The sequence below is a fragment of the Pantoea sp. GD03673 genome, assembly GCF_029844725.1.
Taxonomy (GTDB): Bacteria; Pseudomonadota; Gammaproteobacteria; order Enterobacterales; family Enterobacteriaceae; genus Pantoea.
Window position 1 is genome coordinate 1 of record NZ_JAOCKJ010000022.1, and the last position, 18114, is coordinate 18114.

Genomic DNA, 18114 nt, shown 5'->3' on the forward strand with positions numbered 1-18114 from the left:
AAAAGGGATAAACAGCAGCAGGCAGCAGAGAGAGAAGACCGTGAGACAGCGTCCCGGAGAGAGAAAGCGCAGGCGAAGGGAGAGAGGCGGTGCGTCAGCACCGTCTTTTCCCGGCCCGCAGGGCCGCCAGGGTTTTATGCGATGCCGGCAGCGCCTTCATGCGGATCAGGACGAAAGCCGATTCAGGCAGGCGCGGGCCTGCCTGTATTTAATTATTTACGGACGGAGCTCAGCAGCCTGGCTATCAGCCCTCTGGGAGCTTCCGGGCCGGCGGGCGTAAAGAGCGGTGCAGCATCCACGCGGGCGCGTGTTGTCAGCTGATCGACCACGTCATTCCATGCCCACTCTTCGTCATCAGGCTCTGACACCACATAGCAGCGCAGCGTATGGCCAGAGGCCGCTGCAATGCTGCGCGCGAGGTTCAGCAACCAGGGTGCTCCTTCGCCCGGATATGAGTCAGTGATGAACTGCCCGTTAATGTAAAACGCCTCGGCGCCCGTGTTCAGCGTTATGTGACAGCACTGGCCCAGCACACGCACAATCTCACCCTGCGATACCGGAAATTCATTACTCATCCCTTTCATGCCTGACCTCCCTGTAATTTTCTGACCGTGGCCATAAAGCATGGCCAGTCACTGAACCGCATCGCCGGCATGCTGGCAGGTCTGCCCTCGCGGTAAGCCTGCGCAAAACGCTGCGCCTGCACTTCTGTTTTCTTACTGTAACGCATCAGGTAACTCCTTCGCTTCTGCTTTAACCGGCGCGTTTGCTGCCGCGCCGGTGCTTCTGACGGCATGACTGCCGTGTTTTACCAGTCGTAAGTTACAAAAGCCGGCTGGATGCCTGCGTCGCGGTCGAAATGGAACATGCGTGTGCCGGACAGCCGTGAGACCGTCTCCAGCAGGTAACAGAGGCTTTCCGAAAGACCCTGATTACGCAGCCACCGGAGCCTGTCTCCGTCCATGTCGAGGCATATAAGGTGCCCATAACCGGTATCGTGTATCCACATCCAAGCCCCGTCCCCTTTCTCTGAACGACGTGAGAGCCAGTAAATCCGATCGCTGTCTTCCAGGGACATGTGCGCGGTGCTCAATATCAGGCATTTTTCGATGCTGGTGGCTGCCTGCCCTTCCCTCCATCTTTCCGAGGGTTCCTGAGCGGCGGTGTTGACGTTCTGTGTGTGCATTCCGGTTCTCCTTTAGGTTGGTTAACTCATCTCTCGTCGGGACCTTTCGCGGCAAAGGGCGTGCACGCGACGGCGATCGGACAAAGCAGGGCCGGCGAAGCCGTACACTTCAGCCTTGCTTTTTCCGGACGACGATGCGAAACCCGGCCCTTCGCGAGAGAGCCGGTGAGAGATGAACAACCTTACAGAGAGGGAATGCGCACACCCGGCGCGCCGTTCAGGCGTGACGACATGAAAGCGGCGGCGGTCGTATGCCGGCGCGGTGAAGGCGCGGGCGCAGGCCCGCTGCAGCAGTTATCTGTTAAAGCCATCAGACCCTGGCTGGGAGGCCCGGAACGCAACGCGGTCCGGCGGAGCTTACCGGCTCTGCCGGTTAGCGCAGTGGGGGTGACGACCCGGCAGCGCCGGGGAGCCGAAGGGGGCCATCAGGCTGTTCATGCTGTTAACCTTCATCAACCAGAAGCCGGAAAATATTCTGCAGTACAGCAGCTGGAAGCAGAAAGAGAAGGCCGGGAGACAGCGTCCCGGAGAGAGAAAGCACAGACGACGGAAGATAACCGGGGCGTCAGCACCGGTTTCACCTGGTCCACAGAGCCACCCGTTTCTGGCGAGAGGCGTCTGTTCAGAAATTAGCGGCAGAAAGTGTGCTGAGGTTCATATTAAGTTTTACTGTGATTGTCAGGTAAGCCTTACTGGCTGCTTTTGTCTGACTATGAAAAAATGGCGAACTGAATTTCAGGACAACAGAGGGATGTGTATGTCGGCTTTTCATAACTGGTTACTTCAGATTGCAGGCGGAAATTACTTTCTTTATATCAAACGTCTTTCCGCTAATGACACCGGCGCCACCCGGAGCCATCAGGTCGGGCTTTATATCCCTTCCGGTATTGTTGAAAAGCTCTTTCCGTCTATAAACCACACCCGCGACCTTAACCCTTCGGTCTTTCTCACCACACATGTGTCATCTCATGACTGTCCGGACAGCGAGGCCCGGGCGATTTATTACAACAGCCGTCACTTTGGCAAAACCCGGAATGAGAAACGTATCACACGCTGGGGAAGAGGCAGCCCGCTTCAGGACCCTGAAAACACCGGGGCCCTGACGATTCTGGCCTTTAGGCTTGATGATCGCGGCGGGGACAGTACGGCTGCAGACATCTGGGTCTGCGTCAGCCCGGACGAAGAGGACGTTATCGAGACCGCTATCGGTGAAGTGTTCCCCGGCACGCTAATATCCGGGCCTGCCGATCGCATTCTGGGCGGCCTGTCTCTGCAGCAGGCGACCGTTAATCATAAATACGTTATCCCGGCGGACTGGCAGCAACGCTTCCCGTCAGGAAGTGAAATCATTGAGTATGCCGCCGGGCATTACGTGAAAAATTCACACGATCCGGATGAGCAGCTTGTTGACCGCCGGCGCGTCGAGTACGACATCTTTCTGCTGGTTGAGGAACTCCACGTTCTGGACATCATCCGCAAAGGATTTGGCTCCGTGGATGAATTCATTGCACTGGCTAACTCCGTCAGTAATCGCCGTAAGTCGCGGGCCGGTAAGTCACTGGAACTGCATCTGGAGCATCTTTTCATAGAGCACGGGCTACGGCATTTCGCTACGCAGGCAGTCACAGAGGGGAACAAAAAGCCCGACTTTTTGTTCCCCTCCGCCGAGGCTTATCACAACGCTGAGTTCCCTGCAGACAATCTGCGCATGCTGGCCGTCAAAACCACCTGTAAAGACCGCTGGCGCCAGATACTGAATGAAGCCCACAGAATTTCTCCGGTTCACCTGTTTACGCTGCAGGAAGGGGTGTCACAGGCGCAGTACAGGGAAATGCAGGCGGAAGGGGTCAGGCTGGTCGTGCCGTCATCCTTACATAAAAAATACCCGGAAGCGGTAAGGGCAGAATTAATGACGCTGGGCGCCTTTATTGCCGAGCTGATAGGGCTTTACGCCGATCTTCCCTGAATAATCTCCCGGCATACCCTGCCGGGAGACGCACTCAGATGTTTTCTGCCTTCTCAGCATCGGCAGAAACGGCTTTCAGGATGTAAGGTTCCAGCAGTCTCGCAACCGCTTCAAACACAGGAACCACTACGGAGTTCCCGAACTGACGGTAAGACTGCGTGTCCGATACCGGAATACGGAAAGGTTTTCCGTCGGGCTTCTCGAAGCCCATGAGGCGCGCGCACTCACGCGGCGTCAGCCTGCGTGGACGATGCGCCTGATTTTCTTCGTTCGCGAAATCTGTTTCACCCGTAGCCATATCCCAGCCGCGATCAATCAGAATTTCAGAACCGTCTTTGTGATAGCGGGCCGAAAGCGTACGGGCAACGCTTTCCCTGTTTTCAGGGTTGACCAGACCAAAACCGAAGCCGTTCCCCTTAGCAGCGTGCTTTTTGGCGTAATTGTAGAGATACTCCCAGAGCTTCGGCGTCAGGATATATTTGCTGTCAACCACGGGCTCCAGCAACTCGCCAAATGACGGTCGCTGTTCCGGATAAAAACGACTGACGTCCTTCAGGGTAAAACCCTGATGAATATTCAAATCGCGACGGAAACCGACCAGCACGATGCGTTCACGGTGCTGAGGCAGGAAATGCTTTCCGTCGATGACTTTCGGATCGCCTTTGCCCATGTCAGCCGCATCCGCCACTTCATAACCCAGCTCGTCCAGAGTCTCCATAATGACTTTAAAGGTTTTACCCTTGTCATGGCTCTTCAGGTTTTTGACGTTTTCCAGCACAAAGACAGCCGGCTTTTTGGCACGGATAATGCGCGCGACATCAAAGAAAAGCGTTCCCTGCGCTTCACATTCAAAACCGTGCGCCCGGCCAAGTGAATTTTTTTTGCTTACCCCAGCCAGGCTGAACGGCTGACACGGGAAACCGGCCAGAAGTACATCATGATCCGGCACGTGCTCGTCAATGTAGGCATAAGCATCGGTTTCGGGTACGTCAGGTTTGTCACTGAGCGTTACCTCCCGAATGTCGAGATTAAACGTGTGCGCCTGCTCATCGTTAAACCAGTTGGCTTTGTACGTGCGCACAGCCTCTTTATTCCATTCGCTGGTAAACACGCACTGACCGCCGATGGCTTCAAACCCTTTTCGTATACCGCCAATGCCGGCAAACAGGTCAATAAACCGGAAGGCATAGTCCGGGTGGTGCGCAGGCGCTTCCGGCAGCATTTTTCGCAGAAGCGCTTCTTCTGCTGACGTCAGCGACTTTGGCGGGCACTTACCATTGATCCAGCGATTAAGCGTCTCGCGACTCCACTCATTTTTACCGACTTTTCTGAGCAGCTCTGCTACGTATTTCTGGTCATAGATTTCCAGTACCTGCCCGATGAGCTTTTTGTCGTTTTCCTGACGTAGTTGTTCTTCCACGGCTGCTTTTTCGAGCAGATCCTGTGCCAGTAATTCAAATTCAGACATATTGCCTCCAATGGGTCTTATGGGTGAAACTCTATCACTCATATGACCCAGAGGGAAAGAATTAATCTGGATATTTAAACAGTGTCATGTCAGAACGCCTGATGAACACTCAATGGTCTTGTCTCAGATAACACTTTGCAGAGGGCAGCCAGACACAGTGAAAATTAAGCCGTGAACATGGCTTTTCCAGCTATGCGAGTTATTCCTAATTATCCCTCAATAGTCGGTTTATTCACGACGCAACACATCAACTTCGCTAAGATGTTTCTGACCCTCACAGGGAGAAATAATCCTTATCTCCCTCGCCCCATTCCCCCGGGACTGTAATCCGTTTAAAACCCGCTCAGGCGGGTTCTTTTTGAAATGCAAAAAAAAACGATGCCGTGAAGCATCGTCAAAACGGATTTACCATCAATGTGTATCCCTGGTGAAGGATTTGAACACTATCGGCGCCACAGCCTAAAACATTAACAGGTCTGACCGGTCGAGATATTCTGTCTTCATGCAGGCGCATAGTTGACTGACAGAATGCTCTCTATTCTCAATCAGTCCGGGCACGCTGGCGCCACACCCACGTCATATCCAGCAGATCGTTCACCCGTACACCACGACGTCGCCAGTGCGAGTACCATTGCCGGTATGTGCGAACTGACTGGCTGGCCAGCGCCGTTTCGGCCTCACAGATAAGTCTTTCCTGCGCTTCAGCCTGGTGCATCATCGCCAGTGAAGTTCGTTCTGACGCCACAGAAGCAGGCCGCCCGATATTCTCAGGCAGGCTCAGCAACGTGTGTACATGGGGGCATGCGTTATCCTTTCTTGCTGCCATCCTCGCCTGGGCTACAGACTGCGCAGGGAGTGAAAATACATTGTGCAGCCTGCAGACCCTGTGCCGCTGCGGATAAAGGGGAGGCGCTGCAGGTACTATCATGACGGTATTCATACGCGCGCTCCTTTTCTGCCCAGTACCGCCACGATTTCCGCTGGCCTAATGCCCGCTGAGACCATCTCTTCAATGCGCGTCAGCAGCCGGCCGATACTTTCCGGCTCAAACTGTTCAGTGTTCAGAACGTACAGCCCGGTGTGATCGGGATTTATCCAGATAAGCCCGTGCCAGAAAGGCGACTCGCTGCCCGGGCTCAGGATGTCGAGCGTGACGAGCGGATTTTTTCGGTGCGTCAGGCGGAGATGAACCGGGAACACCCCGCCCCACTCTCCCCGGCATTCGCAGTCGGTAAGCCAGGTATTACTGAGCTGAAGGGCATTCAGTACGGTCCCGCACAGCCGCCGGCGAAACTCCTCACCGCGCGCGCTGTAGGCCTCAAAGTCGCCCGGCGTGAATGCCTTAAGACGTTGCAGTGTCACGCTCTCATCGCGTGTCAGTTCGCTGCCGCAGCAGCTGCGGTAGCCACCACGACGGCGACCGTAGTACGTGGAAGACTTGCTGTTACGAATTTTTTCTTTAGACTGAGTCGCTGACATATCGAGTTCCTCATAATTTGATTGTCATGCCCTGCGCGGAGTGACAGCTCCGCCAGGGCAACCATCCCGGCCGTTCCGGCCGCATTTCTGCTTCGTTTACCTGCTGTTTTCACCAGATTCGCCGCCTCGCGTGAGCGAAGCCGCAACTCTAGAACGGGATGTCGTCGTCAAAATCCGTCGGCGGATAGTTGCCCTGCGGCTGTGACTGGGGATCAGGCTGCGGCTGAGCCGCACCACGACCGCCCTTACCGCCTTTGCCGCCGTTACCTGCAGCTGGCTGTGCTGGCTGAGCGTTTTGTTGCCCGCTGAACTGCTGTCCGGTCTGCCCGCCGGCGCCATTGCCGCGCCCGCCCAGCATCTGCATGGTGCCGCCGACGTTCACAACCACTTCTGTGGTATAGCGATCCTGACCGCCCTGGTCCTGCCACTTACGCGTGCGCAGCTGGCCCTCGATGTAAACCTGCGAACCTTTCCGCAGATATTCCCCCGCTACTTCGGCGAGCTTTCCGAACAGCACCACGCGGTGCCACTCTGTGTTCTCTTTGTTTTCACCCGTCTGCTTGTCGCGCCACGTTTCTGACGTGGCCAGCGTGATGTTTGCGACCGCGCCGCCGTTAGGCATGTAGCGCAGCTCCGGGTCCTGTCCCAGATTGCCGACCAGAATGACCTTGTTGACGCCTCGTGAAGCCATGTTCGTTCTCCTCATGCAGTTGGGTTTTAACCACGTCACCCGTTGAGTTTCGGGAGCCGCGGTGTTGACGTTTTGTGGAAATCGGCTGGTTTTTTCCTCCGGTATTCACTTCACCCGTTTGAGATCCTTCGCCGCGAGGGCGTAAACCAGCGCGGGTGACGGCAGACGTCCGGGGCGACGGGGACATTTATTTCCGGTCTAACGCAGTGGCCGGAAAAAAATTTTCCCGGCGTTCACTTCACCCTGGACGGCCACGGCGCCTGTGCTTGTCTCAGCCCCGGCGAAAGGACTTAAACCGGTGAAATCCGGCGGAAAAGCACAGCACGATGCAGCAGCAACGGCGGCTGAGCGGCAGCGAAACGGCGTTGCGCCTCAGAGCGGCGGCGATTTCTTGCCGTCGCGGTTCGCGCCAGCCACGGGCTGGCTGCAGGTCCCTTAAGGTCCCGCTGTCTGGTTCTGTTTTAGGGTGTTTGTCTGCGGCAGGATGCCGCTATCTGAATGCGTCAGTGCAGGCCCGTGCGCTGCAAGCGGCAGGCAGTACCGGGCTGGAGAGAGGAGATAATGGTTTTCATAACAAGCTCCCTGTTTATGTAGTCCCTTAAGTGAGCGCTAATCATACACATCAGGACCGTGATAAAAAGGCTGCTGTCAGGTTTTCAGATGAGCGCCAGCACGTAATGCGCTGTTTTTGCAGACATCAGACCCTAGCCGTCAGGCCCGGAACGCCTGCGGTCCGGCGAAGCTTGCCGGCTTTGCCGGGTAGCTGAGTAGGGCTGACGCCCCCCCCAGGGGAAGCCGAAGGTGGCCCTTATCCACATCTTTTCTGCACATCCGGCGCATAAAGCTGTTGATGAACGTCTGCAGGCCGCGTCAGCAGAAGCCTCAATGGAACAGGCTAAATATTGCACTATCGCTTCGCTGTAACTCTATATAAATCAATGGTCCCGAATAACCATTACGACAGTGCTGCATCTGCCATCTTGCACCTTGCGGTAAGCCAGTTAATACTACTGTAAATACATACAGCATTTTGACAGGGATTTTTGCTATGTTTAACGCCTTTGAGTTGATGCACCCGGCGGACAATCCGCCGCCCAGCTTCAGGCCTCTTTTCCTGGAACGTGTGCCCTGCGGGTTTCCCTCACCCTGCCAGGACTATGCGGAGCAGGAGCTCGATCTTAACGAATATCTTATAGCCCACAGGGCAAGCACCTTTTTCCTGCGCGCGCAGGGCAACAGCATGCAGGACATTGGCCTGTATGACGGCGACCTGCTTATTGTCGATCGCTCCCTGACGCCGGAGCACAACGACGTGGTTATCGCCGAGCTTTACGGCGAATTCACGGTAAAGCGCCTTTTGCTCACACCGAAGGGACCCGTTCTGCAGCCCATGAACCCCGCCTATCCCGTTATTATTCCGGACCCGGACACGCTTGAGATCTTCGGCGTAGTGGTGCACTTCGTGCATACCCCTCGCAAAAGGAACTGACATGTTTGGCCTGATTGACGTGAACAGCTTTTACGCCAGCGCGGAGAAGGTATTCCGGCCCGACCTGAAAAATGCGCCGGTGGCCATCCTGTCGAACAACGACGGCTGCGTTATCGCGCGCAGCAAGGAAGCCAAAAAATACGTGAAAATGGGCGATCCGTGGTTCAAGATAAAAAATCAGCACTTCCCTGAGAAAATACATATATTTTCAAGCAATTACGCTTTGTACCATTCAATGAGCACGCGGGTAATGTCCTGCATCGAGGAGATGGTGCCCCGGCTGGAGGTGTATTCGGTTGACGAAGGGTTCTGTGACTGCACGGGTATGGAAATGACTATGCCATATGAGGACTTTGGCCGCATGATCCGGGCGCACGTCAGGACCTGCACAGGCCTGACGGTCGGCGTCGGGCTTGGGCCAACGAAGACTCTGGCGAAGTCAGCACAGTGGGCCGGTAAGGAATGGCCCCAGTTTGGCGGGGTGCTGGCACTCACGCCAGGCAATCCGGGGCGGACCGAAAAGCTGCTGTCTCGTCAGCCCGTGGGTGAACTCTGGGGCGTGGGTTCGCGGCTTGAAAAACGCCTGCAGCTGCTCGGCGTGACAACGGCGCTCGATCTGGCACGCGCCTCTCCTTCCTTCATCCGCAAGAATTTCGGTGTGGTACTGGAGCGCACGGTACGCGAGCTTAACGGCGAATCCTGCATCCCGATAGAAGATGCGCCCCCGCCCAAACAGCAGATAGTCGTAAGCCGCAGCTTCGGCGAACGCATCACGGAATATGACGCAATGCGACAGTCCGTCTGCGCGTATGCAGAACGCGTGGCGGAAAAGCTTCGCGAAGACAGGCAGTTCTGCCACCACATCTCCGTTTTTATCCGCACCTCCCCTTTCGATACCGGACAGCCTGGTTACGGCAACACGGCGTTTGTGAAACTGCGCGTTGGCACGCAGGACACGCGGAACATCATCGAGGCAGCAGTGAAATCGCTGGATACCATCTGGCGCCCGGGCTATCGCTATGCGAAAGCCGGCATCATGCTGAGCGAACTGCGGCCGAACGGCGTGGCGCAGCTTAACCTGTTTGATGACGAGGCGCCGCGTGCCGGCAGTGAAGCGCTCATGAGCCTGATGGATTCGATGAACCGCTCCGGGCGCTACAGCATAGGCTTTGCGGGTAAAGGTATTGACCCTGACTGGAAGATGAAACGGGAGATGCTGAGTAAAGCCTGGACAACGAACTGGAAGGAGCTACCAGTTGCAAAGGTATGCTAAAGGGATCTATTAAGTATTTAATGTGTACATTTTAAATACTTTTTATGCATTAAATTTGCATCAGAAGCATAGACCGGGGCAGCTAAAAATTTTACTGCCCTTTTCTCTTACGAGGATGAGTTTGCCAGGTGAAATTCATCAATAAAACGCATTACGAGCCCTAGTTTTTTACCAGTGAAATAGCGACTGCGCGGCAACCTGTCACCGGCGTTAAGTCGCTGCTGCCACTCTTCGAACGCAGGCCGCTTTCTGCGTACATTTCCTTTAAGCATTTTTACGCTCTGTGTACCCGTGATTACCGGGTCACCGTTCCTGAACGTCCTGTATATCTCTTCTAACTGAGTCATTTGCGTCCTCTTTGTTCTGTATCATCAAAGAGCATTGATGTTTAAATGACTCAGGCTGAACATACTCACCACCCCACACACAGATACTTATAAAGTACCCATAAAGTACCCTTAAAGTACATAAAATGTACATTTTTTGTATTTATAGTATATCTTCTGAATGTTAATGACTTCAGGTAATGTCCTGCTACATTCAGTCTTTCTTACTATCAAACGCGCCATCGCGCGCAAGTTTTTCGCGAAATGCTTCAAGTATATAAGGCGTCATCAACAGGGATGTGACGTTACGCTCTTTTAGTGAGTCATATGCGTCCCAGAGATCTTCGGGAATTTGAACATTTTTGGCTCTGCGCACAGCTTTCGCTTTACGGCGTGGGACGGAAGGTTCGTTTTCAGCCAGCTTCTCTGGTTCTGCAGGTCTGACTGCTTCGGTCGCGACAGGCTGTTGTTCAGCCGGTGCAGAACTCCCTGCTTCGTGCAAAGGTGCGTTTTTTGAGAGCTGTGAAATGCGTTCGAACATTGCTGATTTAGGATTCGCCATCAGATACACCATTCATATTTAAAAAGTACATTTTCAATACTCATTGAATATCTTAATCATACCTTTTCTATAGCATTGCGCATATCTAAAAAGAGCGAGCGCATAGCGTTACCTACATTGCTGTAGCGTGTTGTCATATGCTCAACAACCCCCATGCCCTGACCAAACTGCTGTGGTGCAGCTTTATCCATCGGAATAGCCGTCTCCATCCGGACGAGATTGTCGAACTGGGCAATGTAGTTATCGATGTCGCTGTAATTGCGTCGATTTGGCGGGACCTTATTCATCACAACATGGGCAATTTTTTTCACACCCAGATCCGCCGAAATTTCATTCAGTACCTTACTGAATTCGTGAAGGCCCAGAATATCGGACGGGTCATCCTTCAGCGGAGAAATAATGAGATCAGCAAGTGCTACAGCAGCACGGGTGATCGAGGAGTCAAAACCACCGCAGTCAACCAGTACGGTCTGCCCCTTCTCTTTAGCTTCAAGAACATCGGCGATAAAGCGGTCCACGACATTTTCCATGTCGTCGGTCAGGCGGACTACATTCCACCGAATATCTTCATCACGAAAGCCATTAAACGTCGTCACGGCCGGAGTAGGGTCAGTGTCGTAAAAAGTATCAGGCTTAAGCTCGGGCGCTATGTTCAGACTGATAAGCGATTTGCCCGTACCGCCCTTTTTGATTGCTACCGCTATAACTTTTCCCGCGTATGGATTTGATGCGTTATTCATACTTTCCCCATCCCTAAAATGTACATTTTCAGTATCTGTTAAGCACCTTAACAGTACATCTATCAATGTGCAATAAAGAATACTTACTGAATACTAAAAATGTACATTTTTAGTATTTAAAAGATGTGTTAGATATACACAAACAGAACACGCATATTCATTAGCATTGCTCTTCGAACCAGGGCAGGGGAGGGGTACAATCAGTTTTTCTGGCGTGGTTATCTCAGTAAGATACCTGCGTTTCTTTCGGTTTTTTTGGAGAAGATATATGGATATGTTTTTCTGGTTTTTGATCGCTATCGCTGTGATCGCTTACCTGGTTTCAGGTGGAAAACGTAAACGGAAGGGGAGCGTATACAAACGCAAAACAGATTATCAGCCACCGAAGCGTGAAAGTTATGACCGTGCTCAGGAGGTTGTCAGGGAGCAGTCTGTAGCAGAGCGCCAGCTGGTTACGGTCAGGGGCAACGAATTTTATAAGCGCCCACTGATGAATAAAAGTGAGTACGGCGTATTTTGCAGGCTTGAAAAGTTGCTTTCAGCATCACATCGTGGCTACCGCGTATTCTCCCAGGTATCACTCGGTGAGATTCTTGGCTCGGATGACAAGCAGGCTTACCTGGCGATTAATAGCAAGAGGGCAGACTTCGTGATCATAGACTGGTCAGGGCAGCCGATAGCCGTTGTTGAGTATCATGGAAGAGGCCACTTTAAAGGCGACGCCATTGTGCGCGACGCGGTCAAACGTGAGGCATGCCACAATGCGGGTATAGCCTTTATAGAACTATCTTCAAGCTATACAGACGCTGATATTAAAGCCATCAGTAACCATTTGCACGCAAGAGCAGCCTGAAGTCAGTGACACCACCAGTGAAGTCGTCTCTTCTTTTCATCTAGAACGCGCCGCAGCTCCCTGCGGTAACGTTTTAGTTCTTGCAAAAAAATACGCTCTTTAAGTTCGTAAAAAACCTTATTACATACAGCAGGATAAATGCTATCAATTTCGTTTTCACAATAAGCTATCGATGATAGCAACCAATCATTATACAGGTTTAAATGAGAATCTTCTAATGACATAAGTGCAACTTTTGAAAGCATTCAATTACCTGATGTGAAATAACCAATAAAAAATTAAAAAAACATAACTATATTTATCATCATAAGCGTACATATTTACACCTCATCAACCGCATATAAAAAACCATTGAGACAAAAAAGAAATGAATGCCACTTCAACATTAGTAACTAAGAGATTTTAGTTCTTCGATAAAATCGCTAAGTGTCATGAGTTCTTCTCTAATCTGACTAGGGTATTTATTATGTAACTCACGAGGAACAACCAATTGTATTCCTGCACTTTTCATTTCCTGAAACTGATTAATTGACACACCTTCCTGCAAAGTAAAAAGGTGCTTATGATAAATTTTATTTGCTTCTGAAACAGCTTGCCTCCAACGATCTTTGCATGTAGTTTTTACTGCCAGCACTCTTAATTTATCAACTGGAAAATAGGGTTGTTGGTATGCAACTTGAGAAGGAAATATAAAATCCGGCTTTTTATTTCCTTCTGTAACAGCTTGAGTCGAAAACTGAGTCACCCCAAACTCAATTAGTATATTTTCAAGGTGAATTTCAAGAGAGCGCCCGCCCCTTGATTTCCTTCTATTACTTATAGAGTTTGCAACTTTTATAAACGAATCTACTGAGTCAAAACCTTTATTAATCATATTTGCCGCATGTAATTCCTCAACAAATAAAAAAACATCATATTCAATGTTACGCCTTTTCATCAGCAAAGCGTCAGGATCTCTAGAGAAAAAATAATTATCCAACCTAGAAGAAAATTCAATAATATCTCGACCAGAGGGAAATTTCTCATGCCAGCTCGGAGGAATATTATATTTTTTTTGTGGAGTCTGATTCTCCACAACCCCTCCAATTACTTCATAAGATAATCCATATGCAACTGTCCCGGGAAATATCTCTCCAATAAGCGACTGAATTATTTCTTCTTGATAAGAGTTACTGCATACCCACACATCGAGAAATTTACAATCTGGTTCATTTCCAAGCTCAAATGAAAATATAGCTAAAGCACCCGTATAATCAGGGTTCATTAAAGGGCTAAACCTCCCTCCCCAACGGGTCAATCGAGGTTCATTCACGCTGCCATCAAAAAACTTATTATTGTAATAAGTTGCTATGATTTCTCGAGGAGGGCTAAACTGAGAAGAAATCTTTGCAATCAAAGACGTACTCGGATTTCTGTCGTGATAATGACAAATGGAAGGAATAACCCTCCTCATTATTTCTAGAGGAATGTATACACCTGATTGATGAGATCCAGAAGCCCCTGTATCATTTGCAGAAAGCCTCTTTATAAAAAACAAATGATTTTCACTTGCCTTTCTATTTAACCATGTTGCTAAGCGCGGCATAAATACCCTTTAAATTTAAGAATGAGAATTTTAATCAAAGCTTTCATCGACAATTGTTAGCAAATACTCCCCCTGCTTTCTTACAACCTTTTTCAACTTGATGCCTGCACCAGAATCCTTTATGGCTTTAACAATAATTTCTTTATCATGATCAGATGTTCTCTCTCCTAAAATAACACTCTTGATGCAATCTTTAGGAAGCGAAATATTTATCCCGTCCTTATTTTTCTTTGCTAATTGTTCTTCGTCTGGGAATGACAATAAGTATATAAGCCTTTTTTCTTGCTCATAAGACCATTCTTGAGATTTAGTTGCTATCATCCCATTAAATATCTCCCATAATATGCTCCTTCCTTCCTCGAAGGCTTCTTCATAGAGTTGCTCAAATCCATCTGTATAACCTTTATACATCGCATCATTGTTAAACTCTATTTGGTCTCCTATTAAAGTTAGTACTGCGGTGTCAATAGAAGGAGGATGCTTCACATATTTAACATCAAACACATACATTTCTTCTAACTCATTAAATTTTTCTTCATCAAACTCTATACATATTCCTGTTCGGTCTCTTGCATAGTGTGCCCACATCGTTGGGTTTGTAGCCGTATTCGTGAAGCAGGATATTCGCGCAGAGTCCAGCAAATCTGGAACGCTGGGTTCAATTTCTCTCATTAAATCAATATATTCTCTATATTCATCTTCAGAAGGTAACCAACCGGATTCACCGCACCAAGTTTTTAATATTAAATCATACCTTTGGCCTTTTTCATTATAATCAGGGAAACCGCTTACAACTGAACAAAAACCTTCAGCACTATCATTCATCCTATTAAGATGATTTAGATACAATGTATTTTTCACTAAGGAACTTACTGAATATTCGGTGATAGGACAGTATTTAAATAACATTTATTTTTCATTCTGTATGTTAGGGTTATAAAAATTTAACTTAAGTTCAATTTTCTTTCAACTTTTCTTCACCTTAACATATAGTATTTTGCTTTCACAATATGGTTAATAAACGATTTTGATCTTTATTATCTTTAACATAAAAAATTTCTAATCACATGTTTTATTGTAAGCAACAAAACCATTAAATGCCTAATTGTTTCAATTGTGTAATATTTTGATTGTAAATAAACTAGCACTTACCTTTTAAGTAACTTTTCTATCATCATATCTACGTCCGATAACGGTCGTTTTCGGACACCCGTCACAGCGTATGTACGTAAGTCAGTGTTTTTAATTTCGTACATGCGTTACAATAAGTACACCCATTTAGTACACGTAGTAACGCCATGTCACGAGTTTTTGCTTACTGCAGGGTTTCAACCCTGGAACAGAACACTGAAAACCAGCGTCGAGAGATCGAGGCTGCTGGTTTTGCCATTCGCCCCCAACGTCTGATAGAGGAATACGTCAGCGGTTCGGTTGCAGCTGCCGAACGCCCCGGGTTTATGCGACTCCTCGACAGGATGGAAAATGGTGACGTCCTGATTGTGACAAAGCTCGATCGCCTCGGGCGTAATGCAATGGACATCAGAACAACTGTCGAGCTTCTTGCTACATCAGAAATTCGTGTGCACTGCCTCGCGCTTGGTGGAGTAGACCTGACCAGTCCGGCCGGCAAAATGACGATGCAGGTGATCTCAGCAGTCGCTGAGTTTGAGCGTGATTTGCTCATTGAGCGTACCCATGCAGGCATCGCCAGGGCAAAGGCGTCCGGGAAAAGATTTGGCCGTCCTCCTGCGCTTAACGATGAACAAAAGCTTGAGGTTCTTGCGCGAATTGACTCAGGTGAAAGCATCAGTGCGATAGCGCGTGAATTTGAGACTACGCGGCAAACCATACTCAGGATTAAAGCGTCCCGGTCTGGCGGAGACGACGCGTAAAACGGAACTCAATAAACGGATTGGCTGGCGATCAGGATTTACATGATTAACGCTATATCGCCACGCCATGACTCAGAGAGGACGCCAATATGTCAGACATCAAAACATATCCTGTCTGCTTCACGGGACAGGTAAAAACCGTTGAGTGTGATGCAGCATTTCAGAAGGATCAGGCAGAGACATTCAAACACTACATCCGGTTTGCACGACAGAACAAAGCGACGACGCTGATTACCTGCCAGTGCATGAAGGATGGCGAAGGCGAAAACCGCCGCCGCCTTAAAGCCTGCTATTCCTCCACGCATGATAATTACTGGCTGGCTCGCTGGTCCTACAGTGGTTCAGAACACGCATCTGACTGTCGTTTCTATTCTGTATGGGCAGATGAAAAGCAGGGTGAGATTTACACCTCAGACGTGGTTAAGGCCGTCTCTCCTGGTCATTTCCGTATCAAGTTACCTACCGGGCTACAAAAAAAAGAGGCTACGGAGCGCGATGCGACGAAGCAGCCAACAGATACAAGAGCAGAAGGAAAACGCAAACGACAGCCAGCTATGCGTCTTCTTGGCCTGCTTCACTTCATGTGGGAACAGGCTGAAGTTAATCACTGGCATCCTAATTTTGACAAGCGTACTCGCGATAATGCCTGGGCTGCATGGCGCCTGAAGCAGGTTGCTGAAAAAATCAGCATTGGGAAAACGCTTCTGAAATCTGTTCTGGTCATCATGGCGCGACCAGGGACGCAGGAGATCAGGAACAACTGGGCAACGATTGACGCGGCAGCTGCGTCAAACAAGCGTCTCATAATGATTACTAGCCTGAAGTCATGCAAAACCGAGGAAGAGGCCAGCCTGAACGGCACGCTTCCGCTCGCTGAGGCTGCGGGCTTTCCGTCTCTTGATGTGCCGGCAGATTTAATCAGTCGGCTTAACCGGAGCTTTTCTCGCGAGCTGGGCGACTGGCGCCGCGGGCAAAAAGTTATGCTGATAGCTGAAACCGATCCGCCGGTAAAAAAATTCAGGCAGCGTGATGGCAAACCTGTTCCATACAACACCTGTACAGTCATCGATGCGGCGCTGATGACAGTCAGCCCCAGATTTATTCCTCTCGATTCGTCATGGGAAGGCGTCATTGAGAAAAAGCTCTGGCAGGAAAAACGTCAGTTCATTAAGCCTTTGCGCTATGACGGTGAGGCAGACGTGTTTCCAGATTTCCTGCTAAAAGACGTGCCTGGCCGGGAGATCGTGCCGCTTGAAGTGTTCGGCATGAACACACCAGATTATCTCGATCGTAAAGCTGTGAAGCTTGAGCATTATCGTGAAGAGTACGGGGAGGGTAACTGGTGGAGCTGGGATGCGCATAAAGCTGATGCCTTAAGTAACATTCCAGCGTTTCCCGTTAAAGGTTAAAAGCCTATTTATCAGCTTCCGGCTTTGCATAAACAGGATCATTCCCGCGAGGGAACTGTAGTGCAGCATTCCTGTAAAAAGTCAGTCTTTCACGGAAGTAGTCGCGCCACTGTTCTGGCTGCTGACGTTCAACTTCAGCAGCCAGCACCGGCATATTCATGCGCTCTTTATATGCAACGCCGGAAGCAGCCAGATCAATATTGACCCGTTCACGCTCCTCAGTCGATCGCCGGGCTATATTGTTATCGCTGCGTTCAATCATCATTTAGCTCCTTTTGCATTTTACCTGTGGGCACACACGTTACTTTACTCGCAAAGTTTCGCTCAGGCAGGTGGTATAACGCGGAGAAAGCATTTCGCGTTTCATTTTCCATACGTTGTCTGTTCCCTGTCCTGCAAACCACACCTTACCCAGCCCCGAACGGTTTATCTGATCGACAGCAGACATCAGAGCATCCGCGTTTGCGCGCGGCAGCTGCTGACTGAACATGTCCAGCTGTGCGACACCTGACTGGTAAAAATCCCCCAGGGTGACGCCCGCTTTTGCGTACCGGTAACCGTCGCGCCATATTGCGTCAAGAGCACGCAATGCCAGGCCGATAATGTCCCGTGTGTCACTGGTTGGATATTCGCACGTCATAGCCGCTGAGTTGGCATACTGTGGTTCGTTCCCGTATCGCCCTGTATTAACTGACACACTGACGTGCTGACACTTTGAGCCCTGTTCTCTGAGCTTTTCACTGGCACGCGTGGCGTACGTTACGACAGCCTGCTGCAGATCTTCGATACTGGTGACACGCTGTCCGAAACTGCGGCTCACAACAATCTGCTGCTTTGGCGGCGGGGCATCTTCAAGAGCCAGACAGGATTCACCGTTAAGTTCGCGAACCGTACGCTCAACTATCACATCGAAGCTTTTCCGAATCATGCTGATGTTACTGTCAGCCAGCTGGAGCGCTGTACTAATCCCCATCGTATGCAGTCGCTTACTCAGCCTGCCACCGATTCCCCAGATGTCATCGACGCTTACCAGTGCGAGTAATTTTCTCTGCCGCTCCGGGCTGGTTAAATCGACGATACCTCCTGTTCGCGTCCATTTTTTAGCAGCAAAATTAGCGAGCTTAGCCAGTGTCTTTGAAGGTCCAAAACCAACGCCGATCGTCAGTCCAATTTCTTTTTGGGGTCGTCTCAGAAA

The 18114-nt window shown here is 50.2% G+C and carries 20 protein-coding genes; 7 read left to right on the forward strand and 13 right to left on the reverse strand.

Annotated features, from left to right (window positions below; all coding sequences use genetic code 11):
• Positions 1–212: 212 nt before the first annotated feature.
• The 3 genes from N5J69_RS21775 to N5J69_RS21785 form a co-directional block, all read right to left on the reverse strand.
• Positions 213–575, reverse strand: coding sequence for a hypothetical protein (locus tag N5J69_RS21775; protein ID WP_203025728.1), 363 nt, complete (start codon positions 573–575; stop codon positions 213–215).
• A 5-nt stretch (positions 576–580) separates the two neighbouring features.
• A complete protein-coding gene (locus tag N5J69_RS21780; protein ID WP_279772522.1) occupies positions 581–730 on the reverse strand; it encodes a hypothetical protein in 150 nt (49 codons plus the stop codon).
• Positions 731–808: 78 nt separating this feature from the next.
• Positions 809–1186, reverse strand: a complete 378-nt coding sequence (locus N5J69_RS21785; protein WP_203025727.1) for a DUF5983 family protein — start codon at positions 1184–1186, stop codon at positions 809–811.
• A 751-nt stretch (positions 1187–1937) separates the two neighbouring features.
• Here N5J69_RS21785 and N5J69_RS21790 point away from each other — a divergent pair.
• Entirely contained in the window at positions 1938–3152 is a 1215-nt protein-coding gene (locus N5J69_RS21790) for a type II restriction endonuclease (RefSeq protein WP_203025726.1), read from the forward strand.
• Between the two features lie 34 nt (positions 3153–3186).
• On the opposite strand, the gene N5J69_RS21795 is transcribed toward N5J69_RS21790, so the two are convergent.
• The 4 genes from N5J69_RS21795 to N5J69_RS21810 form a co-directional block, all read right to left on the reverse strand.
• Entirely contained in the window at positions 3187–4620 is a 1434-nt protein-coding gene (locus tag N5J69_RS21795; protein WP_226330046.1) for a DNA cytosine methyltransferase, read from the reverse strand.
• A 541-nt stretch (positions 4621–5161) separates the two neighbouring features.
• Complete coding sequence (locus N5J69_RS21800) at positions 5162–5446, reverse strand: hypothetical protein (RefSeq protein WP_279772527.1); 285 nt, start codon at positions 5444–5446, stop codon at positions 5162–5164.
• A gap of 110 nt (positions 5447–5556) precedes the next feature.
• The gene (locus N5J69_RS21805) at positions 5557–6099 is read right to left on the reverse strand and encodes a conjugation system SOS inhibitor PsiB family protein (protein WP_203025724.1); all 543 of its coding nucleotides are present in this window, start codon (positions 6097–6099) and stop codon (positions 5557–5559) included.
• A 148-nt stretch (positions 6100–6247) separates the two neighbouring features.
• Complete coding sequence (locus N5J69_RS21810) at positions 6248–6790, reverse strand: single-stranded DNA-binding protein (protein ID WP_203025723.1); 543 nt, start codon at positions 6788–6790, stop codon at positions 6248–6250.
• An 801-nt stretch (positions 6791–7591) separates the two neighbouring features.
• Here N5J69_RS21810 and N5J69_RS21815 point away from each other — a divergent pair.
• The 3 genes from N5J69_RS21815 (at position 7592) to umuC (ending at position 9552) form a co-directional block, all read left to right on the forward strand.
• Positions 7592–7714: a hypothetical protein gene (locus tag N5J69_RS21815; protein WP_267910507.1), complete on the forward strand. Its 123-nt coding sequence runs from the start codon at positions 7592–7594 to the stop codon at positions 7712–7714.
• A gap of 124 nt (positions 7715–7838) precedes the next feature.
• Entirely contained in the window at positions 7839–8279 is a 441-nt protein-coding gene (gene umuD, locus N5J69_RS21820) for a translesion error-prone DNA polymerase V autoproteolytic subunit (protein WP_071199882.1), read from the forward strand.
• A gap of 1 nt (position 8280) precedes the next feature.
• The gene (gene umuC, locus N5J69_RS21825; RefSeq protein ID WP_203025722.1) at positions 8281–9552 is read left to right on the forward strand and encodes a translesion error-prone DNA polymerase V subunit UmuC; all 1272 of its coding nucleotides are present in this window, start codon (positions 8281–8283) and stop codon (positions 9550–9552) included.
• 540 nt (positions 9553–10092) lie between these two features.
• Here umuC and N5J69_RS21830 read toward each other — a convergent pair.
• Together N5J69_RS21830 and N5J69_RS21835 are read right to left on the reverse strand one after the other, a co-directional pair.
• Positions 10093–10440, reverse strand: a complete 348-nt coding sequence (locus N5J69_RS21830; RefSeq protein ID WP_203025721.1) for a molecular chaperone — start codon at positions 10438–10440, stop codon at positions 10093–10095.
• A gap of 56 nt (positions 10441–10496) precedes the next feature.
• Positions 10497–11180 (reverse strand): ParA family protein, encoded by a 684-nt coding sequence (locus tag N5J69_RS21835; protein ID WP_203025720.1) that lies wholly within the window; start codon positions 11178–11180, stop codon positions 10497–10499.
• A 268-nt stretch (positions 11181–11448) separates the two neighbouring features.
• Between N5J69_RS21835 and N5J69_RS21840 the strand changes: the two genes are divergently transcribed.
• The gene (locus N5J69_RS21840; protein WP_203025719.1) at positions 11449–12033 is read left to right on the forward strand and encodes a DUF2726 domain-containing protein; all 585 of its coding nucleotides are present in this window, start codon (positions 11449–11451) and stop codon (positions 12031–12033) included.
• A 385-nt stretch (positions 12034–12418) separates the two neighbouring features.
• On the opposite strand, the gene N5J69_RS21845 is transcribed toward N5J69_RS21840, so the two are convergent.
• Complete coding sequence (locus tag N5J69_RS21845) at positions 12419–13618, reverse strand: type II restriction endonuclease (protein ID WP_203025718.1); 1200 nt, start codon at positions 13616–13618, stop codon at positions 12419–12421.
• 30 nt (positions 13619–13648) lie between these two features.
• Complete coding sequence (locus tag N5J69_RS21850; RefSeq protein WP_279772542.1) at positions 13649–14527, reverse strand: DUF2971 domain-containing protein; 879 nt, start codon at positions 14525–14527, stop codon at positions 13649–13651.
• 389 nt (positions 14528–14916) lie between these two features.
• Between N5J69_RS21850 and N5J69_RS21855 the strand changes: the two genes are divergently transcribed.
• Complete coding sequence (locus tag N5J69_RS21855; protein WP_203025716.1) at positions 14917–15510, forward strand: recombinase family protein; 594 nt, start codon at positions 14917–14919, stop codon at positions 15508–15510.
• A gap of 89 nt (positions 15511–15599) precedes the next feature.
• The gene (locus tag N5J69_RS21860) at positions 15600–16919 is read left to right on the forward strand and encodes a DUF1173 family protein (RefSeq protein WP_203025715.1); all 1320 of its coding nucleotides are present in this window, start codon (positions 15600–15602) and stop codon (positions 16917–16919) included.
• 4 nt (positions 16920–16923) lie between these two features.
• Here the strand turns inward: N5J69_RS21860 and N5J69_RS21865 are convergent, their stop codons facing one another.
• On the reverse strand, positions 16924–17181 hold the full coding sequence (locus tag N5J69_RS21865; RefSeq protein ID WP_203025739.1) for a DNA polymerase III subunit theta: 258 nt from the start codon (positions 17179–17181) through the stop codon (positions 16924–16926).
• A gap of 39 nt (positions 17182–17220) precedes the next feature.
• The coding region (locus tag N5J69_RS21870) for a DUF4113 domain-containing protein (protein WP_279772545.1) at positions 17221–18114 on the reverse strand (894 nt) is incomplete at its 5' end.